23 protein-coding genes and 2 pseudogenes are annotated in these 26,259 nt (G+C 42.9%); 10 read left to right on the top strand and 15 right to left on the bottom strand.

The window, feature by feature from the left end:
• Nucleotides 1-46 precede the first annotated feature (46 nt).
• Nucleotides 47-2,508 (top strand): annotated as a pseudogene (locus BFN00_RS04955) (DNA internalization-related competence protein ComEC/Rec2).
• Here the strand turns inward: BFN00_RS04955 and BFN00_RS04950 are convergent.
• Nucleotides 2,497-3,471 carry a lysophospholipid acyltransferase family protein gene (locus tag BFN00_RS04950; protein WP_071850629.1) on the bottom strand — a complete coding sequence of 325 codons (975 nt, stop codon included), beginning with the start codon at nt 3,469-3,471 and terminating at the stop codon, nt 2,497-2,499. The pseudogene BFN00_RS04955 and the gene BFN00_RS04950 overlap by 12 nt on opposite strands.
• Before the next feature lie 125 nt (nt 3,472-3,596).
• Between BFN00_RS04950 and sppA the strand changes: the two genes are divergently transcribed.
• Both sppA and BFN00_RS04940 read left to right on the top strand, forming a co-directional pair.
• Nucleotides 3,597-4,619, top strand: a complete 1,023-nt coding sequence (sppA, locus tag BFN00_RS04945) for a signal peptide peptidase SppA (protein ID WP_071850628.1) — start codon at nt 3,597-3,599, stop codon at nt 4,617-4,619.
• Nucleotides 4,616-5,419: an alpha/beta fold hydrolase gene (locus BFN00_RS04940; protein WP_005252462.1), complete on the top strand. Its 804-nt coding sequence runs from the start codon at nt 4,616-4,618 to the stop codon at nt 5,417-5,419. Before sppA ends, BFN00_RS04940 begins: the two co-directional genes overlap by 4 nt.
• 65 nt (nt 5,420-5,484) lie before the next feature.
• Here the strand turns inward: BFN00_RS04940 and purN are convergent, their stop codons facing one another.
• Together purN and purM are read right to left on the bottom strand one after the other, a co-directional pair.
• Nucleotides 5,485-6,114, bottom strand: a complete 630-nt coding sequence (purN, locus tag BFN00_RS04935) for a phosphoribosylglycinamide formyltransferase (RefSeq protein ID WP_071850627.1) — start codon at nt 6,112-6,114, stop codon at nt 5,485-5,487.
• 6 nt (nt 6,115-6,120) lie between these two features.
• Entirely contained in the window at nt 6,121-7,191 is a 1,071-nt protein-coding gene (gene purM / locus BFN00_RS04930; protein ID WP_005106398.1) for a phosphoribosylformylglycinamidine cyclo-ligase, read from the bottom strand.
• Between the two features lie 135 nt (nt 7,192-7,326).
• Here purM and cxpE point away from each other — a divergent pair, with 135 nt between their 5' ends.
• The 4 genes from cxpE (at nt 7,327) to BFN00_RS04910 (ending at nt 13,607) form a co-directional block, all read left to right on the top strand.
• Nucleotides 7,327-8,547, top strand: a complete 1,221-nt coding sequence (cxpE, locus tag BFN00_RS04925; protein WP_004279126.1) for a chloramphenicol efflux transporter CxpE — start codon at nt 7,327-7,329, stop codon at nt 8,545-8,547.
• Between the two features lie 14 nt (nt 8,548-8,561).
• On the top strand, nt 8,562-9,266 hold the full coding sequence (gene hda, locus BFN00_RS04920) for a DnaA regulatory inactivator Hda (RefSeq protein ID WP_004645685.1): 705 nt from the start codon (nt 8,562-8,564) through the stop codon (nt 9,264-9,266).
• A 120-nt stretch (nt 9,267-9,386) separates the two neighbouring features.
• A complete protein-coding gene (gene rbtA / locus BFN00_RS04915) occupies nt 9,387-11,186 on the top strand; it encodes a rhombotarget A (RefSeq protein WP_071850626.1) in 1,800 nt (599 codons plus the stop codon).
• Nucleotides 11,187-11,195: 9 nt separating this feature from the next.
• On the top strand, nt 11,196-13,607 hold the full coding sequence (locus BFN00_RS04910) for a CSLREA domain-containing protein (protein WP_071850625.1): 2,412 nt from the start codon (nt 11,196-11,198) through the stop codon (nt 13,605-13,607).
• Between the two features lie 56 nt (nt 13,608-13,663).
• Here the strand turns inward: BFN00_RS04910 and BFN00_RS04905 are convergent, their stop codons facing one another.
• The 5 genes from BFN00_RS04905 to BFN00_RS04885 form a co-directional block, all read right to left on the bottom strand.
• Complete coding sequence (locus BFN00_RS04905; RefSeq protein WP_005103857.1) at nt 13,664-14,074, bottom strand: DUF3106 domain-containing protein; 411 nt, start codon at nt 14,072-14,074, stop codon at nt 13,664-13,666.
• Nucleotides 14,064-14,381, bottom strand: coding sequence for a hypothetical protein (locus BFN00_RS04900; protein ID WP_071850624.1), 318 nt, complete (start codon nt 14,379-14,381; stop codon nt 14,064-14,066). The genes BFN00_RS04905 and BFN00_RS04900 overlap by 11 nt, the downstream gene beginning before the upstream one ends.
• Nucleotides 14,378-14,992, bottom strand: a complete 615-nt coding sequence (locus BFN00_RS04895; protein ID WP_004645678.1) for an RNA polymerase sigma factor — start codon at nt 14,990-14,992, stop codon at nt 14,378-14,380. The genes BFN00_RS04900 and BFN00_RS04895 overlap by 4 nt, the downstream gene beginning before the upstream one ends.
• Nucleotides 14,993-15,159: 167 nt before the next feature.
• Nucleotides 15,160-15,936, bottom strand: a complete 777-nt coding sequence (locus tag BFN00_RS04890; RefSeq protein ID WP_044112049.1) for a TrmH family RNA methyltransferase — start codon at nt 15,934-15,936, stop codon at nt 15,160-15,162.
• Nucleotides 15,937-15,987: 51 nt separating this feature from the next.
• Nucleotides 15,988-16,962, bottom strand: a complete 975-nt coding sequence (locus BFN00_RS04885) for a class 1 fructose-bisphosphatase (protein WP_004731742.1) — start codon at nt 16,960-16,962, stop codon at nt 15,988-15,990.
• Nucleotides 16,963-17,142: 180 nt separating this feature from the next.
• Between BFN00_RS04885 and BFN00_RS04880 the strand changes: the two genes are divergently transcribed.
• Nucleotides 17,143-17,328 (top strand): NF038105 family protein, encoded by a 186-nt coding sequence (locus BFN00_RS04880; RefSeq protein ID WP_004645674.1) that lies wholly within the window; start codon nt 17,143-17,145, stop codon nt 17,326-17,328.
• Nucleotides 17,329-17,407: 79 nt separating this feature from the next.
• Here BFN00_RS04880 and pal read toward each other — a convergent pair whose 3' ends face one another.
• The 7 genes from pal to BFN00_RS04845 form a co-directional block, all read right to left on the bottom strand.
• Nucleotides 17,408-17,980: a peptidoglycan-associated lipoprotein Pal gene (gene pal, locus BFN00_RS04875; protein WP_004279115.1), complete on the bottom strand. Its 573-nt coding sequence runs from the start codon at nt 17,978-17,980 to the stop codon at nt 17,408-17,410.
• Between the two features lie 54 nt (nt 17,981-18,034).
• Nucleotides 18,035-19,318 carry a Tol-Pal system beta propeller repeat protein TolB gene (tolB, locus tag BFN00_RS04870; RefSeq protein WP_171260765.1) on the bottom strand — a complete coding sequence of 428 codons (1,284 nt, stop codon included), beginning with the start codon at nt 19,316-19,318 and terminating at the stop codon, nt 18,035-18,037.
• A 204-nt stretch (nt 19,319-19,522) separates the two neighbouring features.
• Complete coding sequence (gene tolA / locus BFN00_RS04865) at nt 19,523-20,818, bottom strand: cell envelope integrity protein TolA (protein ID WP_071850622.1); 1,296 nt, start codon at nt 20,816-20,818, stop codon at nt 19,523-19,525.
• 3 nt (nt 20,819-20,821) lie between these two features.
• Nucleotides 20,822-21,271, bottom strand: coding sequence for a protein TolR (tolR, locus tag BFN00_RS04860; RefSeq protein ID WP_005106404.1), 450 nt, complete (start codon nt 21,269-21,271; stop codon nt 20,822-20,824).
• The gene (gene tolQ / locus BFN00_RS04855; protein WP_005106405.1) at nt 21,271-21,969 is read right to left on the bottom strand and encodes a protein TolQ; all 699 of its coding nucleotides are present in this window, start codon (nt 21,967-21,969) and stop codon (nt 21,271-21,273) included. The genes tolR and tolQ overlap by 1 nt, the downstream gene beginning before the upstream one ends.
• Before the next feature lie 27 nt (nt 21,970-21,996).
• Nucleotides 21,997-22,404, bottom strand: a complete 408-nt coding sequence (ybgC, locus tag BFN00_RS04850; RefSeq protein ID WP_004645668.1) for a tol-pal system-associated acyl-CoA thioesterase — start codon at nt 22,402-22,404, stop codon at nt 21,997-21,999.
• Between the two features lie 267 nt (nt 22,405-22,671).
• Complete coding sequence (locus tag BFN00_RS04845) at nt 22,672-24,015, bottom strand: amidohydrolase (RefSeq protein WP_171260764.1); 1,344 nt, start codon at nt 24,013-24,015, stop codon at nt 22,672-22,674.
• A 369-nt stretch (nt 24,016-24,384) separates the two neighbouring features.
• On the opposite strand from BFN00_RS04845, the gene BFN00_RS04840 reads away from it, so the two are divergent.
• Nucleotides 24,385-25,614 (top strand): acetamidase/formamidase family protein, encoded by a 1,230-nt coding sequence (locus BFN00_RS04840; RefSeq protein WP_005247596.1) that lies wholly within the window; start codon nt 24,385-24,387, stop codon nt 25,612-25,614.
• 136 nt (nt 25,615-25,750) lie between these two features.
• Nucleotides 25,751-26,259, top strand: a pseudogene (locus BFN00_RS15915) (hypothetical protein); the annotation flags it as partial.

The raw sequence follows: 26,259 nt of genomic DNA, 5'->3' as shown, positions 1-26,259 counted from the left end.
GGTGGGCTTTATTATTGGGCAAAATAATAATAAAGAATAAGATTCAATGTTGCAGTGGCTGTGTATCGGCTGGATTTTAGGCCTTGCCTGTATGGGGAAAAGTTTCCTGTCTGTTCAACTGAGCGGGACGGTAGTTTTGATCGTTGCGCTGTTGTGGTATATGGGTTGCCATAAATTAAAGTTCATTTCGAATACACCGCTGCGAAGCTTGTTGATCACTGGATCAAGCCTGCTTTTGGGAGTTTTTTTAGGTCATGCTTATGCCAATCTGCAATTGGCTGAACGTTTATCCAAACGAGAGCACGAGGTCTCTGAAAAAAAATCGTAGTCTATATCAAAGAGCTGAATAAACTGGGCGATCAGAATATCCAGCAAGCCCTGCATGTGCTTAACCCTGATGGCACTACAGTTAAGTGGATGGGTTTTCTGCCAGTTTCAGATCCTGTCATATCCAGTTTAGGAAATGATGTAACCAAACAGCAGACTCTTGAACTGGGACACTATTATTTATTACAAGGCCAGATTCGACCTAACCATAGTTATGCGACACCGGGTGCTTTTGATGCAGAAAAATGGGCCTTGCAGCAAAATGTTATGGCCGGGTTTAGGATTAAACATATCCAAGAGTTGCAACCGCAACAACTCTATGCACTAGGTCATGCTAAATATCTATGTCAGCAGAAAAATTTGAATCAGCGATTTTTGCTTTGGGTAGAACAGCAGCGACTGACCTTAAGAGAGTTTGTGGCCAGACAACCCGTACAGCAGAAAGGCTTGTTACTGGCTCTATTAAGTGGTGATGAAAGTCTCTTGGATCAAGCGACGGAACAGCAATTCCAGCGTTTTGGCATGAGTCATTTGCTGGCGATTTCCGGACCGCATGTCCTGATCTTTGCCTTTATCGTTTGTGGAGCGTTGCAATATCTGATTTCAAGGTACGTACCGCAGATTTATCTGAAATGGCCAAGGCAGTATTTTTTGAGTCTGCCTTTTTTGTTATGTGTATTGCTGTATTGTGCCTTTGTCGGTTTTGAAATTCCGGCGTTACGCACTTTACTGATTTGTGTGATTGTGACTTTTACGCTGCTGCTCAGGCAAAGTATGCAGCCATTAAAACTGCTGATTTTAAGTGCTGCCTTATTGTTGCTCTTTGATCCTTTTAGCATTTTGTCGGCCGCATTCTGGCTGTCTTATGGGGCCTGTTTTGTCTTGCTGCGGATCTATCAAACCATTCAGCAGCAACCGCATCAAACAGTACAAACAGCATTACAACGACTGTATTTTGCAATAAAAGTTTTGATGGAGTCGCAGTGGAAAATCTTTCTGGCCCTGTTTCCCTTAATGATGTTGTTTTTTAAGCAGGTGGCTTGGATTACCCCGCTAAGCAACCTGGTGGCTATCCCGTGGATTGGCCTGCTGATAGTTCCCGTAGATATTCTGGCGGCTTTATTATTTTTCATTTCTGAACCACTTTCGAGTCTGCTGTTTCAGCTCAATGATATTTTTATTCATATACTGCTGGCATTTTTGAATCTGCTTGATCGGCTGTTTGCACCGCAACTGATTCCTGTGGCCATGAATGTCTGGATGATTGCTCTATGTATTTTGGGCTTATTAATTGTCTTTTTGCCGCGTGGCTTAGTGCCCAAAAGCTGGACAGCACTTGCCTGTTTACCACTGTGCATTCCTCAACTTAATCAGCATGCATTTCAGCTGTCTGTTCTGGATGTCGGGCAGGGACAGGCCATCTTCATTCGGGAAGGGCAAAAGAGCATGATGATCGATATGGGCGGTTATTATAATGAAGAAAAATTCAGTATTGGTCGGCAAGTGATTATGCCATTTTTGTCTGTGCAAGGTGTTGGAGAACTGGATCAACTGATTTTGACCCATCTGGATCAGGACCATAGCGGTGCATATCACAGCATTAAAGATCAACTAAACATCCGACAAGTGTCATCCAATCAGATGCCTGAAACAGCTGCTTCTTCAAGCTTTCAGTTTTGTTATGCAGGACAGCAATGGCAATGGTCTGAGACGATTAACTTTAAAATTCTGGCACCTCGGCAGCAGCAGTTAAATACGCCAAACTTCAATAAAAATGACCGGTCGTGCGTGATATATCTGCAAGTTAAAAATACCGGACCGTATCAAAACTTTTTACTGATGGGCGATGCGGGCTGGGAGACTGAATATCAACTGCTCCAAGACTATCCCGAACTTCAGGTCGATGTGCTGGTACTCGGCCATCATGGCAGTCAGCACAGTTCAGCCTATCAATTTTTAGAAGTTTTGCGACCTAAATTGACGATTGCCTCGGCTGGGAAATTTAACCGTTATGGCCACCCGAGCCAACTGACGCAGCAACGGTTAAAAGCTCTTAATATTCCATTATTGACCACGGCAGAACAGGGGAGTGTGCACTTCCAGCAACAAGGCTCAAAACTGGTGCTTTCTGCCGAACGACATGGATGGCAGTGGTTGTATCGTCAGCCTTTAAGTGACTGATTCCAATATGGGCGAAACTTCATGTAGTTCTTGTGTTCTCAACGCATTTACTTTGTTCAGGGCTTGTTCATGTTCAAGTTTATAGAGATTTCCTAAGTCTTGATGCGCATTAAAACGTTTATAACTCCAGTGATAATGTTCCGGATGGCGACGAATTAAATTTTCAATACTATTGATAATGACTTGCGTGCCTTGATTGGCATTGCCACTATAAATTTTTTCATCAACCGTTTCGATAAAGATATCGAATCCATCATCAGTATTACGCAAGGCATATAAAAACAGGGCACGCGCTTTGGTCTTTTGAATCAGTTTAGCACTCAAATTACTCGTGGCCAAAGGCACGCCGAAATAGGGAATATATTCACCACCGATATTCGGGGTATGATCCGGCAGGATGACCGTAGTGCCGCCTTGTTTTAAGGCCTTAAAAATCTGACGAACGCCAGATTCATCGGTCGGTACCAGATGCGCCTGTTCCCGGCTACGGGCAGCCCGTACAAATTGATCTGCAGCCTGATTTTTCACAGGTTTATACATAATCGTCATTGAAGTGAACTGGGCAATATAGGCATTCATAATTTCCCAGGTACCAAAATGCGGCACGATTAACACGAGGCCTTTAATTTGTGCAATGGCATCATGAAGTAGATCTTCGCCAATAACGCGATGAACGCGTTTAAGATTTTTCTGATTGCTTGAGCCCCAAATAGTAAAGAACTCGAAATATGACATTAATTCATTGCGAACCGCAGCACGGTTAATCTGTTCACGTTCCTGATTAGACAGTTCTGAAAGACTGATTTCAAGGTTGAGACGAATGACTTCCGAAGTTTTAGTGACTTTAAAACTGTTCACAATAAAGGCCAGAATACGGGCCATCCAGCGAGAAACCGGAAGCGGTTGGCGGCTAATGTATTTGAGTAATCCGTAAGCTGAATTCCGTGAGCCCTGTTTCGTCATTGATTTCGTCTAAGTACAAAAAAAGAGAACAAAATTTATTATAGGCGAAAACGTTTTGTTTAGACAGAATTACCCGATTCAGTGTATATAATGGATTCAATATAAATCAATTTATTGGATTATTTATGTCCGATTGGCCACCAAAACCTGAAAATCAAATACAAAATACGCAACAGCCAGTTCAACCGACTGGTCCGGAATGGAAATTGCTTGAAAAAGCAGTTTTAGCTTCGGTAGAAGAACAGCGCCGTGCGCGCCGTTGGGGAATTTTCTTTAAATTCCTGACTTTTGCTTATCTGCTTGTGGTTATTCTGGCATTGGGCAAGAGCTGTAGTTCAGTCTCGTCAGATGCCAGCGCTGGTGCGGGTTCTCATATTGCAGTCGTGGATATTGTGGGTACGATTGCAGCCGACAAGCAGAGTGTCAACAGTAGCAATACCATCAAATCATTGAAAAAAGCCTTTGAAAATAAACAAAGCAAAGCAGTGGTACTAAATATCAACTCACCTGGCGGTTCACCGGTACAGTCGGATGAGATCTGGCAGGAAATTCAGTATCTGAAAAAACAGCATCCTGGGAAAAAACTGTATGCCGTGATTGGCGATACGGGGGCTTCAGGTGCTTATTATATTGCTTCAGCCGCGGATGAAATTATTGTCAATCCATCGAGTCTGGTTGGTTCAATTGGGGTAATCATGCCGAATTATGGTGTGACTAATCTATTGCAAAAGTTAGGCGTTGAAGATCGCACCATGACTTCAGGTGAAAATAAAGCTTTGCTGTCTATGACTCAGCCGGTTGATCCTGCGCAAAAAGCCCACGTACAGGGTGTGCTGGATAATGTGCATGGTCACTTTATTAATGCAGTTAAACAAGGACGTGGCAATAAATTGAAATCCAATGATCCTGCTATTTTCTCTGGCTTGTTCTGGACCGGTGATCAGGCGGTGAAATTAGGAATTGCGGATCGTATCGGTAGCTTAAATACTTTGAAACGTGAACTGAAAACTGAAAAAGCGTTGAATTACACCATTGAATATAGTCCATTTGAATCAGTCTTGGGTCGTATGGGTTCATCGATTGGGGATGGAATTGCTTCTTCGGTTGCACAGAAGCTTCAGTCAGAAAATAGCACGACACTGCAATGAAACCATTGATTCATTTCGCGCACGCCAATGGCGTGCCATCCAAAGTCTATCAAAAGCTGTTTGATGGATTACAAGATGATTACGATATTATCTATGTGCCGCTTTTAGGGCCAGACAAGCGTTATCCGGTTGATAACCATTGGAAAAGCCTGACCCAGCAAGTGATTGACAGTATTGTACGTCAGTCACATGGGCGACCTGTCATTGGTCTGGGGCATTCTTTGGGATCTGTGTTAACTCTGCAGGCGGCTTTGCAGCGTCCGGAACTGTTTTCACAAATGATCATGCTGGACCCGCCGATGATTATGGGCAAAGAAGCCTTTGCCTTGCATATTGCCAAGACTTTTCGCTTAAAAGCATTGGATAAAATGTCTCCGGCCGGTCTGTCCAAACGCCGTCGTGACCATTGGAATTCACGTGAACAAGCCGCTGAATTGCTGCGCCCTAAAGGTTTTTATCAGGATTTTGATGCAGATTGCTTCCAAGCTTATATTGACCATGCCTTGCAGGATGATCCCATCCGGGGTGGGGTAGAACTCACTATTCCTAAAATGGATGAGGTCGCAGTCTTTAGAACCAATCCGTCACTATGGTGGTTGCCTCAGGCAAAACCCAAAATTCCTGTGCATTTAGTTGTGGCTAAGAAAGGTCCATTTCTGGCCCGCAAGTTCCCGCAGCAAGTGCAAAAGAAATTTGGTATTCCTTTTACCGTGGTGGATGGTGGACATATGTTCCCATTGGAACAACCTGATCAAGTAGCTGGCTTGGTCAAACAGCTGATTCAGCAACAGTCTGCTTGAATTATTGAATATATTGGAAATAAAAAAACGCATCCGAGGATGCGTTTTTTTATATCTAAATTTTTTTAGAACTTGCAGAATTGAACAGGCGCTTGCATTTTCTCATTTCGATATAACACACCATCTTTAGTATGTTGAATCGTTCCGCTACAAATCCATTCTACGACTTGTGGATAGATCACATGCTCGAGGCTATGCACACGTGTTGCCAAACTTTCTACCGTATCATGATGAGAAACCTTGAGAACACCTTGGGCAAGCGCTTGGCCTGCATCCAGTTCAGCCGTAACATAATGCACCGTACAACCGTGCAGAACATCACCGGTATTGAGTACACGCTGATGCGTATGCATGCCTTTATAATAAGGCAACAGGGAAGGGTGAATATTTAACATTTTCCCTTCCCAGGCTTTCACAAACTTTTCACTTAAAATTCGCATAAAGCCGGCAAGTACCACCAGATCTACATCCCAGTCCGAAAGCTGTTGATGCATGACATCATCAAAAGCTTCACGATTCGGATATTGCTTGTGTTCAATAACTGCAGTCTGAATGTCTGCCTGTTGTGCACGCGTTAAAGCAAAGGCTTCAGGTTTATTGGAAATTACGCCCACAATTTGCCCTGAAAGATTGGCATCAATCAAGGCTTGCAGATTTGATCCACTACCTGAAACAAGTACAGCAATTTTAATCATGCGAAATTACGCGAAGATCACACGAATTTTTTCGTCTGCACCTGCAACCGATTCAGCATTGTCTTGAATCTGACCCATCGCCCATGCTTTTTCACCAAGCTGGTTGAGTAATTCAACAGTTTTGTCTGCATCAGCTGCATCAACAACCAGCACCATGCCGACGCCACAGTTGAAAGTACGATACATTTCAAATTGTTCTACGCCGCCTTCACGTTGTAGAAGTTTGAATAGCTCAGGCCATTCCCAAGAAGATTCATTTACCAACGCTTGAGCACCGTTTGGAAGTACGCGAGGTAAGTTACCTGGTAAACCACCACCGGTGATGTGTGCCATCGCATGGACATCAACGTGTTTTAACAGTTCAAGAATTGGTTTTACATAAATGCGTGTTGGTTCCATTGCAACATCTGCAAGTGGGCGGCCATCGACGATTTGATTCAGGTCAACGTTTTTCACGTCCAGGATTTTACGAAGCAGTGAGTAGCCGTTTGAGTGCGCACCTGAAGAAGCTACACCAATTAAAACGTCACCCGCTTTGACTTTAGAGCCATCAATAATTTTGCTTTGCTCAACAACACCGACACAGAAACCTGCAAGATCGTAATCTTCACCTTCATACATGCCTGGCATTTCGGCAGTTTCACCGCCAACTAATGCACAGCCAGCAAGTTCACAACCAGCGCCAATACCTGTGACTACATTTGCAGCAACATCAACATTTAAGTGACCAGTTGCATAATAATCAAGGAAGAACAGTGGTTCAGCACCACAGACAAGAAGGTCATTCACGCACATTGCAACCAGGTCTTGACCAATTGTGTCATGACGGTTCAAATTCAGTGCCAGACGTAATTTTGTACCAACACCATCTGTGCCAGATACGAGAACAGGTTCTTCATAACCTTTAGGAATTTTACAAAGTGCACCAAAGCCACCTAGACCGCCCATAACTTCGGGACGTGAGGTACGCTTAGCGACAGATTTGATACGATCGACTAACGCGTCGCCCGCCTCAATGTCGACACCTGCATCTTTGTAGCTTAAACCAGTGTTTGGGGTAGAAGTTGAGTTGCTCATAATGAAGTCTCCGCATTCGCGGGTGCGATTATAACCTGAATATGTAAAACTCTTATGGTATTTGTGGCCTAAAATGCTATCTTTATTAAAATATTTTAATTTTTAGAATGATTAATAGAGAAAAGGCAAGATTCTATGGTCGATCGTACTTTACGGCGCATTCTTATACTTGCTGGTATAGCATTGATACTTTGGGTTTTATATCTGCTTAAACCAGTTGTAGTTCCTTTTGTTGCAGCTTTTCTAATTGCTTATTTATTTAGCCCCTTGGTTAATGTTTTGCACCGCATTGGGCTGGCTCGATGGCTCTCGATCAGTATCGTATTTATCGGGATTGGGATCGTGGTTACATTGGTGATGTGGTATCTGGTGCCACTAGTCTGGCAGCAGCTGATGTATGCGCGTGATAGCATTCCAGCCGGGATTCACTGGATCAATTACACGTTCTTACCTTGGCTTTCCGATAGCTTTAATCTGGTACCAATGGAAATCGATACCGATCAGATTTCCTCAGTCGTAATGGACTATGTCCAGACCAATTATAGTGCGGACAGTATTCAGGCAATGCTGCTAAAACTGGCACAATCTGGCCTGAATTTTATCCAGATTGGTGGCACGATTGTCCTGATTCCGATTATTGCCTTTTATTTCTTGCTGGATTGGGATCGTATGCTGGACAGCTTACGCCGCCTGATTCCCCGTCCTTATGAAAAAACAACCTTAAATATTGTGAGTGAATGTCATAGTGTCTTAGGTGCCTTTGTCAAAGGTCAGTTCCTGGTCATGGTTCTTTTGGGCGTGGTTTATGCAGTGGGACTGCAACTGATTGGCCTGGAGATTGGCTTGATCATCGGGATGATTGCCGGATTGTGCAGTATCATTCCGTATCTTGGTTTTGCGGTTGGAATTATTGCCGCAGTCATTGCAACCTTTTTCCAATTTGGAATCGACTGGTGGCAGCTGGTACTGGTGGGGATTGTATTCATGGTGGGTCAGGCTGTAGAAGGCTATATCCTACAACCGTTCTTACTAGGTGATAAAATTGGTCTTTCTCCTGTAGCTGTAGTATTTGCAGTTCTGGCAGGTGCGCAACTGGCCGGATTCTTGGGTATGCTGATTGCCTTACCAGTGGCAGCCGTGATTGTGGTACTGCTGCGGCATATCCGTGAGTATTATGAACATACGCCATTTTATGGTGATCAGGCTGTTATCATACAAGATGCCTCTACCGGTTCAATCAATATTGAAACAGCAGACTTAGATGTTGATATTGAAATGAAAAAGCCACAGAAAAAACCGCTGCAAGCAGAGGAGAACTCAAGTAAAATTCACGATCCACATCGTAAAGACTCATAAGGCCACAAAATCGTATGCGTCAATTGCAGTTAGATATAGAACCTCAGCTCGATGCCCGAATCAGTGATTTTTCAGGGCCGGGTTGGGGGCATGTCATTGATGCTGTCCGTCAATTACATGCAGGCCTGATCAACCAATTTTATGTCTATGGGGGAGCCGGTACAGGTAAAAGTCATTTGTTGTCTGCCATCTGTGACTCTTATCTGGAAGTAGGTAAATCTGCAATTCAGGTATCTTTGCTTGAGCTTTTAGATGCACCGACTGAGGCGATTACTTCTCTGGATCGTTTTGATCTGGTAGCACTTGATGATATCGAAGCGATTAGTGGCGTACCCCATTGGCAACGCGCAGTATTTCACTTGATTAATTATAATAATGAAGGTGGTGGGCAGTTGGTGTTTTCGTCACGTTTTGCACCTATCGAACTCAAACTCGAATTGCCAGATTTACAATCCCGTCTCACGCAGGCGGTTAGTACCCGTGTTCCGAGTGGCAGTTTGTATGCTGATCGCTATGCGCTAGTTTCCTCGGTACTCGATCGTCGTGGGATCCATTTAGACCCTCAAATCTTTGACTATTTACTCAGCCATGGGCCGCATCAAACTTCAGTGCTGCTTCAAAGATTAGAGCAGATTATTCAACTACTTAAAGGGGAAAAGTTAAAAGTTAGCAATGCCAATCTGCGGCAGATATATGCCTTGATTGACGAATATCGGTAAATCATAAAAATTCTTGAGTAATTACTCAGTCTATGACACAGTAAGGCAAAATAATTCGCTGTTGCAAGGATTCTGCAACTTTAGAAGAAAAAGAAAGAAATAAAAATTAAGGAGAAGGTTATGCTCAAGAAGAGCATAGGCATAGCTTTGCTATGTATAGCGGGGCAGTCGTATAGTGCAGATATTATTGTAACCACTACAGAAGATATTGAAAAAGATGACAAGGAATGTTCACTTCGAGAAGCTGTTGAGTATGTTAACCGTGGCTTAGCTAAATCAGGTTTTATGGGGTGTGGTGGGGAGAACTCATCCAGTACCATTATTTTAAAAGAAAAAAATACCTATGTGTTGAACCAGCATATTGCGATCAAAAAATCTCTTACCATCCGTGCGGTCGCAGAAAGTGATGGTGAATTCAGTACGGATGAAAAAGCATTAGGTTTGTATAATGCTCATATTCAAATGAAAGGTACCGATAATCTTTTCCGGATCAACAGTACAGATACATTGGTTCAGTTAAATTTGAAGGAACTGGATCTTGAAGGCTGTGGTAAAACCAGTTGTGCTGAACAAGGTGGCCTAATTTATAATAAAGGTCAGCTAATTCTAGAATATAACCGTCTATTTAATGCTGCTGCCAACTTGGGTGGGGCAATTTATAATGCTGGCAAGTTTGGTCAGAACTTAACAAGCCGTGCACAAATTAAAAATAGTCTGATCGAAAATAATAAAGCCCAACGAGGCGGGATCCTGTATAGCGAGCTACCTGCTTTCCTCATTTATCAAAGTGTACTTAAAAATAACCAGACACTGGATAATTCAGCGACCAATATTTATAGCGCGGGACAGTTTGCTGACTCCAGTAAAGATCAAGGTATTAGTGGGGAGATATTAAGTAGTACGATACTAAAAAATAAGGGTGTACTCATTAATGTCCTGGACGGGATGGGATTGAATAATCTCACCATGGTTGATAATGAAAATACTGCTTTAAATATCCATGCACCGTATGGAAGAGCTTATGTAGCGAATAGTATTATTTTAAGAAATGGTACACAGGATTGCCAAATTATCACTGGTGATAAGTCTGTGTCACAAAATAATCTGCTGACAGCCTCGTGTGGTGTAGGGGATGCCGTCGCGCCGAACCAGTTTTGGAATGGTACACGACTTTTTGCTGAATCCTCAGATAAAAGTGAAGGTATTTGTCAGACCCTACAAGAAAATAATAATGCCATACTTTGTCCATATAGCGTTCCTAAAGGACAATTTCTCGGTTATATGCGCCCACGAATTTTGTTGAACTATATCCTTGTGAGTGAATCACCGATTGTGAATAGAGGCACAGGATTGAGTTTAGCAAATCCAACGGTAGCATGTGAAGCGGCAGATCAGCGCGGGATCAACCGTTTGATGGATAATCTGTTTTGTGATCGTGGTGCTGTTGAAATCACGATACCAATCTCAGGCAGTCTGGTGGGACAAGATCTGTTAAAGGGTGAAATTGCCAAGTTTTCAATTGAATCTTATCTGGGAGATAGTGATTTAATTCCAAAAGAACAGTGTAATGCCATTGTTGGTCAGAATCCGACGGGGGAGCCTTGGCAAGATGGCTGTTTGAAAGTGGTACAAACCAAAACAGCTTCCAAGGGTAAAACAATCATCGATATTCATGGCAATGTCGTTTATACCCCGGATTCTACCTGGCATGGAGCAGATATTTTCGAACTACAAGTGGTGACCTCATCGACACGGTTTAATAAAAGTAAACCTTATTTGACTATTACTACTCAAATTGTTCAGGAGCCAAAAAATGAAATGGAAGACAAAGCAGTCAAAACTTCAGGCGGCTCATGGGGTGGTGGTGGGCTACTGATTTTACTCGGATTAATAGGTTTACGCCGTGGATTAAAAGATTAAGGAAAAATCATGAAAAATTATAAAAAAGGACTGCTTGCGGCCATGATTTTATCTGCCATGAGTTTGATGGCAGCCGAAGATAAAACGATATATGTAACTACTTTTGCTGATGAAGATGGCGAGAATAATAGTGCCTGTTCTTTGCGAGAAGCCATTAAAACTGCAAAACTGGATAAATCTTATGGCGGATGTAATGTAGGACGTACGCTTCGATTGGATGGTTCAGCTGCAGATGTGATTCAGCTTGAAGCAGGCGAGTACAAATTAGATAAAGAGCTGATCGTAGAGTCAGCGCTCAAAATTTATGGGAAAACTCCGCTTAACTATGCTAGTCGTAGTCCGATTACGCTGTTATATCCAACCCGGGAGGCTTTAAAAAGTACTATTTCGGGCCAGGGGAAAACCAGATTATTTAATAGTATGGCCAGTCAATCCAGTCTGGAAATTCATCATCTGATCTTAAAGGATGGCTATGCAGCAATAAATACCTTGGATAAAGGTAATGGCGGTACTTTTTATGTAGCAGGGCCTTTAAGTATTAATACCAGTGAAATAGTAAATTCCCGAGCAGCTGCAGAAGGTGGTGCGATTTATAGTGTAGCAATGAATACGGAAAGGAATATTGTCATTCAGGATTCTTTGATTCAAAAAAATCAGGCGAGTTCATATGGTAGTGTTCTGGCGATGGATTGTCAGGGAAATTTAGGTACAACTCAAACCAATGTGAAAATTAATTCCAGTAGTATTGTTAAAAATGGTTCAGACACTGCTAACAGTATTATTGATTTTTGTGGCTATGCCACAGTAGAAATTGTTAACTCTACTATTGCGAAGAATACTGCCAGTACCACAGGACATATTGTGCGTATGACGAATGAAGTTAATCGTCCGCTCAGTAAATTCTCCAGTTTAACTGCATTAAGTAATACTATTGTTGAAAATACAGCCCAATCTACTTTATTTTATGACAATACCGGGTTTAGGTATTTTAATTTCAATATTTTAGCCTTTAACCAAGGCCTGTCTTGTGAATATGCCTTAAATCAGGGAAATCCGACCATGGCACAACGTGTTGAATTTTCTACAATTCGAAATGCAATTCAAACGACTGGGCCATCACGTTGCGTATTGCCAGAATTAGACGAAGATACTACTTCAAATAATCTTGATGTCTCTAACAATATAATCAGCAGTTTATTAACAAATTATATTGAGCCTGCTATTGATAATCGCTATTTAGGGCTGTATTACCCGCGTGATAATCAGACCGCAACGGATTTGGTAGATATCGGGGTGAGTGGCTGTATTGAACAAGACCAGCGTGGTATTGATCGTGTGATTGGATCCACATTAACATTTGATCCAAGTGCAAAAAATACCTGCGAGATCGGCTCAGTTGAAATCCGACGTTTGACTGCAGCCGATATTACGGACTTGCAAAATAAGAGTTTGGTAGAACTCAATGACTTTTATCAGGAGAATATAGATGATCTCGAAGAAATCATTGCTGATAAAAATACTCCAGAAAATGAGCTTTCTGGTTTAAAAGAAGAATTGAAAAGTTATCAGGATTTGCTTAAATATACCAAGCAATATCAGAAATATCGTGCAATCTATATTAATCCTTTTATCTTGGCTATGCCTCAAGAAACTCTAACCAATGATAAGATTCAAATTAAAGCCTTAAATTCACAAAATTATGAGGTCAGTGTAAAAACTTTAGGTGTTGGTAAGTTAGTTGGTACAGGCAATTCGACCACTGTGGAAGGAAATCCAAATGATCCAAATCTTAAATGTGAGTGGAAACCTGATTTAAACCGGATCATGATGTATCGCACTGATGGTAAGCAGACTAGTTCGGTTGATATGGAGTTCTGTAGTTATACCCTTAAAGACCCGGCTACAGGTGCCAGCAATGCTGGCCTCTTAAGAGCAGCTTTTAACAACATTGCACCGATTGCAAAAGATGATGAATATCGGCTTAGTCCAGAGAATAATCTTACAGTGACGGTAAATCCGCTTGAAAATGATAGTGATGATGGGGATGGGCCTCTACCATCAGGAAAGTCGGCTTTTTATCAAGATAAAGATGGAAAAGAGATCCCGATTCATATTGTTAAGCTGCCTGCGGGAGTTTCACTGAAGGCAGAGCGACAAGGAGCATGTCCTGATACCTATCAAAATCAGACCTGTTATGGTGGACAGCTGACATTTAGTGTAAAAAATAATTTAAGCCAGGCAAATTACAGCATGGATTATGCGATTTTCGATGCTGATGAAAAAATGTCAGAAAAAGCGATAATCTTGTTACGTAATACAGTTAAAAATACGAATACGTCCTCAAGTGGTGGTGGGGCAATTGGAATGTGGGGGCTACTGGGATTATTAGGACTAGTAGGTTATCGCCGCTTAAGAAAATAAAATATGATTGAAACATCAAAAAAGCCTCCATATGGAGGCTTTTTTATATTAAGTTTTTAATGCGAGTTAGGCTGCTGAGTCACTTGCTGATATTTGAGAATGTATTCTTCGCGAATGGCAAGGCGTTGCTCAGGAGACGCTTTTTGCATACGTGCGCCCAGTTCTTTGCGTTCCTGACTGCTCATCATTTGCCAAGTCTCACGCATTCTCTGTTTTTCCGCATCAGGGAGTTGAGTAAACCAGTCCATACGCTGCTGCAAGCTGACACGTTGTTGTTCGGGGATTTCTTTTAGAGATTGGTAACGTTTAATCAGTGCCAATTGTTCAGAATCAGAAAGACTATCCCAAGTATCAGTTACTTGGGTATTCGCATCCTTGGAAAATAGCCAAAAACGTTCAAATCCTGCAAAGCTGGTTTGCAGAAAACTGAATGCACAAAAAGCAATCGCCAATTTTTTAGCTGCCATGTGGAACTTTGTCCTCACCTAAAACCATTAACATTTCTAAATCTTCAAGCATTTGCGGAGACAGTTTTGGGACTGACACCATTTGAGTTTGTGGTTCGTTATGGTCCGAAAGATTTGGTAATATCACAACGCCTGCAATCGCAGCTGCCAAAGCAAAACCTGACATTTTTAGAAATGCAAAGCGTGAATGTTTTGAATCCTGAATTTCTTCAAGAACATGGTGCATGACAACAGGTTTGTCTTTATGTTGTTGTGCCAGTCCATCAAGTTTGGAAGTTACTTGTTTTAAGAAATCATCTTGATTCATTCGGATGACCCTCCCAGATATGGATTTAAATGCGCTAAAGAGGCACGTAAGCCTTGGATAGCACGGTGATAATGGGTTTTTACACTGCCTTCTGTACAGTTCATAATTTGTGCGGTGGTATGCGTATCAAATCCTTCCCAGGCTCTTAACATAAATGCCTGCTGCTGACGCACAGGCAATTTTGCAATCGCTTCTTGGATTTCTTCAGCAGTGACTGCCTGATCGAGAAAGTCCAGCGGCGTTGGTGTTGATTCATCGACGACATCATCAAATTCAATTTCGTCGTCATCGAGACTGACTTTCTTGAAAAAGGAAAACATTTGACCACGCCGTGACTCTTTACGACGCCAGTCCTGTAACTTGTTGTTGAGAATGGTATAAAATAGGGGATACCATTCTTCAGTACTTTTTTCTGCATAGGATTTGTGTAAGGAAATGAAAGCTTCCTGAACCAGATCCATGGCAATACCATGATGACCTTGAGTCGCACTTTCCATCATCACCAAGGCACGCCCAGTCACATCCTGCATGAAATTCTTCAGACGTGCTTCAGCCGTACTCTTCAGAATACTTACATCGTGTGTTTGCAACTGTTTTGGTGCTAAATCCATTGAGATGGAAAATCCTGTCATTGGACACCCACCATTATTCCCAAGTTCATAATCATATAACGTTGGGAATCCTGGTTTGGTTGACAATTAAGTTTATTATTTTTGTAGTTTAATCTATTTTATACACGGGCAGGGTCGTATTAAAACACTGTAACCTAAATCCCTAATTAGATACGTTGACGTACCATTTCGAAAAAACAGATCGAACCCGCAATGGCGACATTCAGTGATTCCTGACCCCCAGGTTGCGGAATGCTCACGGCTTCAGCATGTTGCATCGCATAATCAGACACGCCTTGGCCTTCATTGCCCAGAATCCACACGCAAGGTTTACGTAAGTCTTTTGAATATAGGCTTTCAGCACGGTGTGAGCTGGTTACATAAACAGGGATTTGAAATTGCTCAAGAATTTGTTCAAGCGAAATATTTTCAAAGGTTTGCAGTGTGAAATGTGCACCCATACCGGCACGTAATACGCGTGGAGACCAGAGCGATGCAGAACCTTTGGTACACACAATTTGTTCAATACCGGCAGCAGCAGCAGAGCGAAGCAGGGTGCCTACATTACCCGGATCCTGTACATTTTCCAGAATCAAAGTGTCTGCTTTAAAATCCAATGCATAATTTGCTGTTGGTAAAGTCACCACAGCTAAACAGGCTAAAGATGTTCCTAAGGTACTTAAATCTTTGTATAAAGACTCGCTTAGAACAAAGACCATACCTGTGTATTTTGCGAGAATTTTCTCGAAATCAGGATGTGAAAGTGCATGTTCAGTGGTGAAAATAGAATCAATTTTACGGTTTTCATGTAACCAGGCGAGAGACAGATGCGTGCCTTCTAAAACCGTTTGACCTTGTTTTTTACGATAGGTATTTTGTTCGATTAAACCACGTAAGTGTTTAATCTTTGGATTGTCTTTTGAATCAAGAAAAAAAGTTGGCATGGGAGATATAATCCACGGCAGCCGATTCAATATCGACTGCCGCTATAAAAATTAGTTGTGGTAGCTGGTCACAAGATCAACTTCGTTTTTAGAACCAATGATCACTGGCACACGTTGATGTAGATCTGTCGGTTCGATCTCAAGAATACGCACACGACCTGTAGTTGATGCACCGTCAGCCTGTTCCATGAGCATGCTCATTGGGTTAGCTTCATACATTAAACGCAGACGGCCAGCTTTAGCCGGATCTTTAAGGTCATATGGATACATGAAGATACCGCTACGGCAAAGAATACGGTGAATGTCGCCCACCATACAAGCAACCCAACGCATATTGAAGTCTTTTTCACGAGGACCGGTTTTGCCTGCTAACAATTCATCGATATAACGCTGTACTGGTGCTTCCCAATGACGTTGATTCGACGCATTGATCGCATATTCTTTAGTATCTGCAGCTACCTGAATTGCTTCAGAAGTCAGTAGGAATTCTTGAGTCTCAGGGTCATAGGTAAAGAACACTACGCCTGCGCCGACGGTCAATGCCAACATGGTCGATGGACCATAAAGCACATAACCTGCAGCTACCTGATGAACACCGGCTTGCATAAAGTCTTCTGCCTGAGTCACGGCATTTTTTGCAGGAAGAATCGAAAAAATGGTACCAACACACATATTGATGTCGATATTGCTTGAACCGTCTAATGGATCGAACAATACCAGAAATTGACCATTTTCTTGTGCAGGGGTGAATTCATCCAGTTCTTCTGAGGCCAAACCACCCACATTTGGATGTTGCTGCAAGGCATCAATCAAATAGTCATTAGAAATGACATCCAGCTTCTTTTGCTCTTCGCCTTGAACGTTTTCATGCTGTGCACTTCCCAATACACCCGCTAAAGCACCTTTTTGCAGTAATTGATCAATGTCTTTGCAAGTGTTTGCAATCGTTTCAATAACTTGTGCAAGTTCAGGTGTGAGATTCCCGCTTTGTTGTTGTAAAAACTGGGATAAAGTGCGGTATGACATAGGGGAAACTCCAAAACTTAAATCGGGAAAAAATGATCAAAACGATATGCGGCTATATTTTAGATGAGAACGTACTAAAAGAAAAATTAAACTGGATTATTTGTATCGATTTTGCCCTTGCAACTCCTGCGGAAAGTGCTATGTTGAAGACAAAGGAAAATTGAGAATAGGAGCACAGATATGACAACATTGAAGTTTGATGCGACTCCAACGCCAAGCGAAGGCATTACTTTAGATGATATCTCTGAAGACAAGATGAAAGAAGCCTGGCGGGATTATGAAGCAAAACCAGAGTACAAACAATTCAATAAACATGACCTGATCGAATCGATGCATCCGGCTGAACAAGATCAGCTTCCCAAGTAGACCGATTCTTTCATTGAAGCAAATAAAAAGCACTCATGATTGAGTGCTTTTTATTTGATGAAACCATCATGAATGAAAATTATTTCAACAATGGTGGTACCGCTTCATAATTAATTTCTACACGGCGGTTTTCTTTCCAGGCATTTTCGTCATGGCCCGCATTGATTGGCATTTCCTTGCCATAGCTAACTGCTTCTAGTTGACCAGGATTAACACCAGTCGTCACCAAGAAGCTTTCTACTGCTTTGGCACGACGCTCGCCAAGTGCCATGTTGTATTCACGGGTACCGCGTTCATCGGTATGGCCGGTGAGTGCTACACGTGAATTGGCATTGGCCATCAGGAATTGCGCATGGGCTTGCAGCGTATTTAGATCTTCATTGCTGAGTTCAGTACTGTCATAGTCAAAATGCACCACGCGTTTTGCCAAGAATGCTTTATTTTCTGCAGTAACACCTTTTGCAGAAGCACCTGCCATGTTTTGTGCATTCAGTGCTGCATCTTCACTCAGACCTTGAGTATTCACAGTTGTTGTACCGGTCGTATCTAAACCGCCCGTTTGAACTTCAGCGGCAGGCTTACGGCTCGCACAACCTGTCATGACAACAGCTGCTGCTAAAAGTGGCAAGGCAAATAATTTTACTTTGTTCATCTTCATCTCCATGAAGTTTGATTATGGGGTAAAGGGTTTATCAATATAAAAATCTTATTTTGGCGCCCAAGCCGGTTCACGGACTTCACCCGTTTCACTTGGTAAATTCATACGGAAGCGGCCATCCAGCGACATGATCGACAAGAGTCCGCGTGCACCTTCACGGGTGGCATAGACTACCATCTGGCCATTTGGCGAGAAGCTTGGCGATTCGTCCAGCGTCGTTGGCGTCAGAATATTGTTCACACCAGAGGTCATGTCCTGAACCGCAACTCGATAGTTACTGCCGCTTGGACGATGAACTAATGCAAGTTTTTTACCATCTGCGCTCAGCGTGCCGCGCGCGTTGAATGCACCACGGAAGGTCAGGCGTTTATTGCTACTTGATTCAAGATCATGGCGGTAAATTTGTGGAGAACCGCCACGGTCAGAAGTGAAAATAAAAGATTTTCCATCTGGTGAATAACGTGCTTCAGTATCAATGGCACTGTCATTGGTCATACGTTGTAGCTGACGCGTTTCCAGATTCATCTGGTAGATTTCCGGATTGCCGTGCATAGAAGCAGTAAACAGCATGCTCTTGCCATCTGGAGAGAAGCTCGGCGCACCATTCAAGCCGCGGAAGCTGGCCAGTTTTTCACGTTGTCCGGTCGCCAGATCCTGTACATAAATCGCCGGGCGTTTGGTTTCAAAGGACACATAAGCGATTTTTTTGGCATCTGGTGTCCATGCTGGAGAAAGGATTGGATCACGTGAGGTCAAAATGGTCTTTGGCTGTTCACCATCGGTATCGGCAATCTGCAAGGTATAGCGCTGTTCCGGCGTAGCAGGATTACGCAGCACATAGGCAATACGTCCGCTAAAGTCACCTGGAATGCCGGTCAATGCCTGATAGATGGCATCACTGATCATATGCCCTGCCTGACGGGTGCGTGAGGCTGGAACAGTCAGCAATTCATTTAATAGATATTGTTTTTTTTCGACATCATAGAGCTGATACTGGATTTCAAAAGAACCATCGGCTGTGGCCTTGGATGAACCGGTGACCACATAGGGAACACCAGCCGATGCCCAAGCTTCTGCATTCGGATTATTCAATGTCGCTGTTGCAGGCAGGTTTTTTGAAGCACTGGTAAAGCGGCCAGAACGATTCAGGTCATTTTCCACAATAGGATAAATGCTCTGATCCTGGCTGAAAGGTACAACGGCAATTTTAGGTGCTGCCTCAGGTGCCTTGGTAATTTCCAGATGCAATTGGGCATAGGACTGGGTTGCCAATACAGGGCTTAAAGTGCTAATGATTGCGAGGCAGAGTAGATGTTTGCGAGTCTTTTCCATCATTCGTTATTTACTCAAATCAACGGATTTATTGTATAGGTGCTTGGGCTACATCATCGCATGGATTTAATAGAATAAAACCATGAATTTATGACCAAACTGTTATGACACTGTGAAAAGTGAATATTATTCAATCAATTTGAAGTGAAGTTTAGCTTAAAAAATAAAAGCCATCACAACATTATTTATGTGATGGCTCCGTTTTTATTGTGCAGTAAAGGTTGAGGTAAAGCTTCGTGCTTCACGGCGTGCATCTGGATCGGAAGGCATTGGATAAGGTGCAGCAGCACGGACTGCAGCTTCTACACTGGCTTTCATGTCTGAATCACTTGAATTCACAATGACCGAGACCACACCGCCATTATCATTCAGGGTTACACGTGCAGTCGCACGCTGGCCTGATGATCCGACTGGTGTATCCCAGGCGCGTTTGATCTTATTTTCAAAATCGCGCTTCGCAGTGGATGCAATCCGTTTTGATTCCGCTTTTTTCTGTGCAGCTTCTTCAGCAGCCTGTTTAGCGGCTGAAGCTTTGGCCTCTGCATCAGCTCTGGCTTTTGCTTCGGCATCTGCTTTGCGCTTGGCGTCTGCATCCGCTTTTGCCTTAGCGTCGGCATCTGCCTTGCGTTTGGCATCAGCGTCGGCTTTTGCTTTAGCAGCCGCATCCGCTTTGGCTTTCGCATCAGTGTCCGCTTTGCGTTTTGCCGCTGCATCATTTTTAGCCTTAGCTGCCGCGTCTGCTTTGGCTTTAGCCGCTGCATCGGCTTTAGCTTTCGCATCCGCATCTGCTTTACGTTTCGCCGCTGCATCATTATTGGCTTTTGCTGCCGCATCTGCCTTTGCTTTAGCAGCAGCTTCAGCCTTACGTTTGGCATCAGCCTCTGCTTTGGCTTTTGTTGCAGCATCCGCTTTTTGCTTGGCAGCTAAGTCAGCTTTTTTCTGTGCTTCCAGTTTGGCTTTTTGAGCAGCATCGGCTTTGCGTTGTGCATTCAGTTCAGCTTGGCGTGCAGCTTCGGCTTCCGCCTTGGATTTTTGCGCTGCATCGGCTTTAGCTTTGGCTGCTGCCTGTTTGGCCTGTTCAGCGGCTTGGGCACGTTTTGCTGCTTCCGCTGCTTGCTGCGCAGCCTTGGCTTGTGCTGCCTCTGCCGCTTTTAGCTCCTGCTGCGCTTTTTGTGTATCGACTTTTGGCGGAGGTGGAGTCACAGGTACAGCAGGGGCAGCAGTTGGAATGACAGGAGCCGGTTCTATACTGGGTTCAGCAGTTTGGGTAATTTCTTCTGCGACGTTTTCATGTGCAGTTTCCTCAAATTCGGTTTCTTCGCGAGTCACCGGTTTAAGGTCTTCTGGCTTGATCAGAACGGTTTTGATCTGTTTTGGCGGTTCAGGGGGTTTACTCATGCCCAGATAAAGTAAGCCCACCAAAGCCACTGCATGGATGCCGAGCGTAAATCCAATCGCAATTGCTTTTTTTTGAAAGGGCGGTTTCTGATAATTTTTCATACTTTATTCTAGGGGTTTGGTCAGTAAACCGACTTGAGAAAGGCCAGCATCCTGCAGGCTGGACATCAAGGCCATGACATCGCCATATGGACGGGTATTATGGCCATTGATCACGACATTGAGCACCTTGTTTTCATTTTGTGCCTGGGTTTGGGCATCAACCAGAGTACGCGTCAATTCTTCCAGTGTGACCGGACCAGTCGCCTGATTTTTATATTCTAGATAATATGAACCATCTTCTTTCAGTGTGACAATGGTCGGGGCATCCTTGGATTCGATCGGTAATGCGTTGGCCTGAGGCAAGTCAACCTTGATGCCACTGGTAATCATCGGAGCGGTGACCATAAAGATCACCAGAAGTACCAGCATGACATCGATATATGGTACGACATTCATGTCACTTTTCAGTGGCTTTTTAATACGCTGAAAGCGTCCTGAACCTTGAATCGCCATTAGTCTTTGTCCTGAGTTACGCCCACAGACTGACGTTGCAATAGCGCCACCATTTCTTCGGCAAATAGCGCACGGTCAGAGTAGACCGTTTCACCTTTGGCCGTGAAGTGGTTAAAGGCCAATACCGCTGGAATGGCTGCAAACAGACCGATCGCTGTTGCAATTAGTGCTTCGGCAATACCGGGTGCGACTGTCGCCAAAGTCACCTGATCAACATCTGCCAGGCCAATGAAGGCGTTCATGATGCCCCAGACTGTACCGAACAGACCGACATAAGGCGCAACCGAGCCGATACTTGCTAATGCACCCAGACCTTGTTCCAGATGACCTTGGTCACGGCTTAAACCGACACGCAGAATACGCTCTGTCCCTTCAATCGACTGGGCAGTTGGCGCATGGCGTTTTTTCAGTTTCAGGAACTCGCCCAGACCCTGATAGAAAATATCTTCAAGGCCAGTGCGTTTGGAATTGAGTTGTGCATTGTTATACAGGGTATTCAGCTCAGCACCAGACCAGAAGATTTTCTGGAAATGTTCATCATCGGCCTGGGCTTTTTTATAACTCGTATAGAGCCTGGCAATCAGATACCAGCTATATATTGAGGCTAACAGGAGAGAAAGCATCACCAGTTGTACGACAGGGCTTGCTTGTAAAATAAGATCTGAAACTTGAAGAGATGATTCTAACTGAGTCGCCATAGTTGTTACGTGTGCCAATAAATTTTTTTAGTCTTGTTCCAATTCTTTTTGAATTAGTTCGCGGATTTCATCCGGGAGTCGACGTGGTCGCATCTCTGCACTGATACATGCCAACTCAACCTCACCTGATGCAAGCATGATTTCACCACGATAAATATTTTGTTGCAATACAAATGATGAAGCTTTACATGAAATGACACGTGCCGTAACAGTAATTAAATCATCCATCAGGATCGGACGCATGTATTTGACATTAATTTTATGCACCACAAAATTGTAGTCTGTCTGATGCCAGTAATGGCTCACTCCAGCGGCACGTAACCATTCGGTACGGGTACGTTCCATATAGCGAATATGATTGGCGTGATAGACAATGCCACCCGCATCAGTATCTTCAATATAAACGCGGATATTGAATTCAAAGTGATTCGCCATAGTTTTGTTCCATGCAGATTTTCGAAATTTTTGCTTGTTTTTAGATGCAGGAAAGGGATTAGAGTTTGCCGGATTCCTGCCAACAGTCAAGCAATTTAGCGGTTCAAAGTTTAGCATTGTGAGTTTTGAGACCAATGGCACAAGGTGTCAAATCTGGAGAGAAGTCGCCAAGATGAAGTACTGAGCGCTTAACAGCTCATTTATAAAACAGCAGCAGATACTAAAATGCGCGAGTCCTTGGAGCCGCGCATTTTTAGTAATAGAAGATTAGCCTTTATTTTTCTGTTTCCAGTTGGCCTGAACCTGCTCGGCCACTTTTGGATAGTCCAGAATAAAACGGACATGGCTTTCGACCCCGGTTTTCAAGGTCGCATCATCGACAATGAAATTCGGGTTGTGGTTCGGTGCGGCTTTTGCCGGATCCTGATCTGCTGGTGTGGCACCAACAAACACGAAGAGCGATGGCATGAGCTGGCCATAGTAAGCAAAGTCTTCACTGGCGCTGGCATTGTTGTCTAAAACATGCAATTTATCTTCACCATGCACGCTCGCTAATGTCGGGCGCATCAATTCAGTCAAGGTTTTATCATTGGTGGTCACTGGTGCATAAGGTGCAATTTCGACTTTCACCTTGACGTCATTGGCTGCGGCATTGTGTTCCAGCATTTTCGGCAAGTCTTTTAAAATGCCTTGACGTACATCTTCACTATTGGAGCGGATGGTGCCAACCATATTGACCTGATCTGGAATGACGTTACCGGTGGTGCCGCCCTGAATGCTGCCAATACTGACCACACCCATTCCTTTGGTCAGGTCGGCTTTACGGCTGATCAGACTTTGTAAATTGGTCACCATCTGGGCAGAAGCATAAATCGGGTCTTTACCTGCCCAAGGCATGGAGCCATGTACCTGACTGCCATTGACCTGAATACGTAGATGATCGGCACTATTCAAAATCGCACCATCTTTGTAGAAGATATTGCCGCTTGGCATGCCTGCCATGACATGCATCCCGAAAATCACTTCAGGTTTTGGATTTTTTAAGGCACCGTCGGCAATCATTTTACGTGAGCCAATCTGATCGCCATGAGTGAAGTTATCAATATCTGCACCGCCTTCTTCAGCCGGCTGGAATACAAACACCACTGTCCCCGCAATTTTATCTTTATTGGCGGCCAGAACTTTGGCTGCACCCAACAACATCGCAGTATGTGCATCATGTCCACAGGCATGCATCACATAAGATTCTTTGCCTTGATAAATCGCTTTTTGCTTGCTGGCGAAAGGCGCGGGTGCAGTTTCTTTAATTGGCAATGCATCCATATCTGCGCGTAAGGCCATCACAGGGCCGGGTTTTGCACCTTTTAATACACCGATTACACCAGTTTTGGCATAGCCTTTACGTACTTCAATGCCGTAGGATTTTAATTCTTTTTGGACCAGTTCCGAGGTTTTAAATTCCATGTTGCCCAGTTCAGGATGCTGGTGGATATGCTGGCGTAATTTGATGGTGTGTGCTTCAGCAGCTTGTACAGAATCATCAATCCAGTCGGCCAGGCTGAGCTGGCTACAGAAAAGAAGAGGGAGACAAAGGGATATCTGCTTATACATATTCATACTTCGGGAGAACCTTAAGAATTTGAAATGGTTAAAGTGATTCTTTAGGATGGCATACTGATCTAATTTTGACCAAAACCCTCTAAGTATTTTTTAATACTTTAAAGGTATTGTTGGTGTTAATATCTGTTCTCAAAGAGCTTTATTTGTTCTTTTACATTGTAAAAATATGTATCTAAATTGATTTTTTATATTTATAAGGTATGAAAACTATAAAAATTTCAGGCTAAAAAGGGATAAAAACGATTACCTCTATATCAATAATCTGAATGAAGTGAAGATTTTTTAAACCTCTTAAACTTATTTTGGCACTTAGATTGCATTCACTCTTTCGTAATATTTTTTATGACGGAAATTGAACACATGTTAAAACCTTTGGCTTTATCTCTGGCAGTAGCTTCAAGCTTAAGTTTTATTTCGACAAGCCTATGGGCTGAAGACTTTAAGATACTGAAACAGCTGGAAAATAAACCGACATTACTCAAAAGTGGTGAATATAAAGGTCATTATTATGTGCCGAGTACCTTAAATACGATTACTTGGGGTTATCTGCCAAATAAAGATGCAAAACCTGTCTTGACTGTCCCTTCAGGTAGCACAGTTACTTTCGATACAGTTTCGCATGAAGGGCTGCTGGAAGATCAAGGCCGCAATGCAGAGAAATATTTCACATCAAAAGGTGTCAAGCCTGAACAAGTTTTAGATGAAGCCAAGCTGATCACGAATTCCAAATTAAAACATGATTTCCATAAAGATGGACCACACATTATTACCGGGCCTGTCTATGTAGAAGGGGCAATGCCGGGCGATATTCTAAAGGTGGAGATTTTAAAAGTTGAACCGCGTGTGCCTTATGGCGTGATTTCAAACCGTCATGGCAAAGGGACCTTACCCGAATTTCCGAAACGTCAGAAACATGAGCATGCATCTCCAGCCAATCCTGATGCTTATGGCAACGTGTCCATTTTTACCCCAATTGAGAAAAATGCGGATGGTGTATGGGAAGGCGTTTTAAAAACTGAATCTGGTAAAGCGATTCGTTTCCCGCTGAATCCGTTTATGGGCACGATGGGCGTTGCACCAAATACCAGTGAGCCTGTGCACTCTGTACCACCATCATTTTATGGCGGGAATATCGACATCAATGAATTAGGAGCAGGGGCTACGGCCTATTATCCTGTACAGGTGCCAGGTGCTTTGTTCTATACAGGTGATAGTCACTTTGTACAAGGTGATGGTGAGGTGGCTTTAACTGCCTTGGAAGGTTCGGCACGTGCGACTTTAAAATTCACTTTACTTAAATCTGGCAAGGATAAAATTCCAGGTGCAGAGATTAAACAGCCGCTGGCTGAAAATGCTGAATTCTGGATTACGCCGGGTCTGGATGAAGACTTAGATGAAGCCATGCGTAAATCCACCCGTGAAGCGATCCGTTTTCTGGTCAATGAATATGGCATTTCTGAAGAAATTGCCTATGCCTACTTAAGTGCTGCGACTGACTTTGAAGTGTCACAAGTGGTCGATCGAACCAAAGGTATTCATGCCATGATTCGTAAAGCGGATTTTAAGGAGTTTAAGAAAGAAGAGAAGTAATTTTTTTTATTTAGTTTTTTATTTTGTGCTTTTGCCAACTGATTCAGGCATGGTCAGTTGGCTTTTTCTTTTGTGATACTTTGAAAATGTTTAGAATGTTGATAATAAAAATTCATTTAAGTTAAAAGGGGTGGGTGTGGCAGAGCAGAATAATAATGAAGTGATGATTCAGCTTCCGTGGACAGTGCCACAACAACCTTTAGTACAAACTACAAGTATGGTCGAAAATCCAAATAAGAAAATGGAACTTAATCTCACTCATTCGACAGATACAACAGCAATATCATCTTTCGCTTTATCCGTAATTATCGCTTTAATTTTAGGAAGTTTAGCGACTTGGCTAGCTTATTGGTATGGACGGAAAAGTTTTGATTTAACTAAGCAATCCTTTGATTCTTTAATTGAACAAATTAAAAGTTCCGAGAAAATTACTTTGACTACTAATCAAGAGTTGATAAAAAGCCAAGAGAGCCAAAAAAAATTTGAATTATCATTTCAAAGAAAAGAGGCAGACAGAGCTGAATTTAGGAAGCTTTCCTTTGAATATATTAGTACAGTGAAACTGACTTTAAAATTTCTACTTATAAAGTTGTCTAATATTGAAGATGAATCGTGGGCATATTTAGTACTTAGATTCTCAAATGA

Source organism: Acinetobacter sp. AR2-3 (assembly GCF_001878775.1).
GTDB lineage: Bacteria > Pseudomonadota > Gammaproteobacteria > Pseudomonadales > Moraxellaceae > Acinetobacter > Acinetobacter lwoffii_D.
This window is presented reverse-complemented; position numbering and strand designations above follow the sequence as displayed.

Coding starts and splice junctions, on each gene's coding strand:
- ybgC (WP_004645668.1), bottom strand. CDS start 22,404: ATGGCGAATCACTTTGAATTCAATATCCGCGTTTATATTGAAGATACT.
- BFN00_RS04885 (WP_004731742.1), bottom strand. CDS start 16,962: ATGTCATACCGCACTTTATCCCAGTTTTTACAACAACAAAGCGGGAAT.
- BFN00_RS04880 (WP_004645674.1), top strand. CDS start 17,143: ATGACAACATTGAAGTTTGATGCGACTCCAACGCCAAGCGAAGGCATT.
- tolQ (WP_005106405.1), bottom strand. CDS start 21,969: ATGGCGACTCAGTTAGAATCATCTCTTCAAGTTTCAGATCTTATTTTA.
- pal (WP_004279115.1), bottom strand. CDS start 17,980: ATGAACAAAGTAAAATTATTTGCCTTGCCACTTTTAGCAGCAGCTGTT.
- cxpE (WP_004279126.1), top strand. CDS start 7,327: ATGGTCGATCGTACTTTACGGCGCATTCTTATACTTGCTGGTATAGCA.
- BFN00_RS04845 (WP_171260764.1), bottom strand. CDS start 24,015: ATGTATAAGCAGATATCCCTTTGTCTCCCTCTTCTTTTCTGTAGCCAG.
- BFN00_RS04950 (WP_071850629.1), bottom strand. CDS start 3,471: ATGACGAAACAGGGCTCACGGAATTCAGCTTACGGATTACTCAAATAC.
- BFN00_RS04905 (WP_005103857.1), bottom strand. CDS start 14,074: ATGGCAGCTAAAAAATTGGCGATTGCTTTTTGTGCATTCAGTTTTCTG.
- purN (WP_071850627.1), bottom strand. CDS start 6,114: ATGATTAAAATTGCTGTACTTGTTTCAGGTAGTGGATCAAATCTGCAA.
- BFN00_RS04900 (WP_071850624.1), bottom strand. CDS start 14,381: ATGAATCAAGATGATTTCTTAAAACAAGTAACTTCCAAACTTGATGGA.
- BFN00_RS04890 (WP_044112049.1), bottom strand. CDS start 15,936: ATGCCAACTTTTTTTCTTGATTCAAAAGACAATCCAAAGATTAAACAC.
- sppA (WP_071850628.1), top strand. CDS start 3,597: ATGTCCGATTGGCCACCAAAACCTGAAAATCAAATACAAAATACGCAA.
- tolA (WP_071850622.1), bottom strand. CDS start 20,818: ATGAAAAATTATCAGAAACCGCCCTTTCAAAAAAAAGCAATTGCGATT.
- BFN00_RS04910 (WP_071850625.1), top strand. CDS start 11,196: ATGAAAAATTATAAAAAAGGACTGCTTGCGGCCATGATTTTATCTGCC.
- hda (WP_004645685.1), top strand. CDS start 8,562: ATGCGTCAATTGCAGTTAGATATAGAACCTCAGCTCGATGCCCGAATC.
- tolR (WP_005106404.1), bottom strand. CDS start 21,271: ATGGCGATTCAAGGTTCAGGACGCTTTCAGCGTATTAAAAAGCCACTG.
- BFN00_RS04895 (WP_004645678.1), bottom strand. CDS start 14,992: ATGGATTTAGCACCAAAACAGTTGCAAACACACGATGTAAGTATTCTG.
- rbtA (WP_071850626.1), top strand. CDS start 9,387: ATGCTCAAGAAGAGCATAGGCATAGCTTTGCTATGTATAGCGGGGCAG.
- BFN00_RS04940 (WP_005252462.1), top strand. CDS start 4,616: ATGAAACCATTGATTCATTTCGCGCACGCCAATGGCGTGCCATCCAAA.
- BFN00_RS04840 (WP_005247596.1), top strand. CDS start 24,385: ATGTTAAAACCTTTGGCTTTATCTCTGGCAGTAGCTTCAAGCTTAAGT.
- purM (WP_005106398.1), bottom strand. CDS start 7,191: ATGAGCAACTCAACTTCTACCCCAAACACTGGTTTAAGCTACAAAGAT.
- tolB (WP_171260765.1), bottom strand. CDS start 19,318: ATGGAAAAGACTCGCAAACATCTACTCTGCCTCGCAATCATTAGCACT.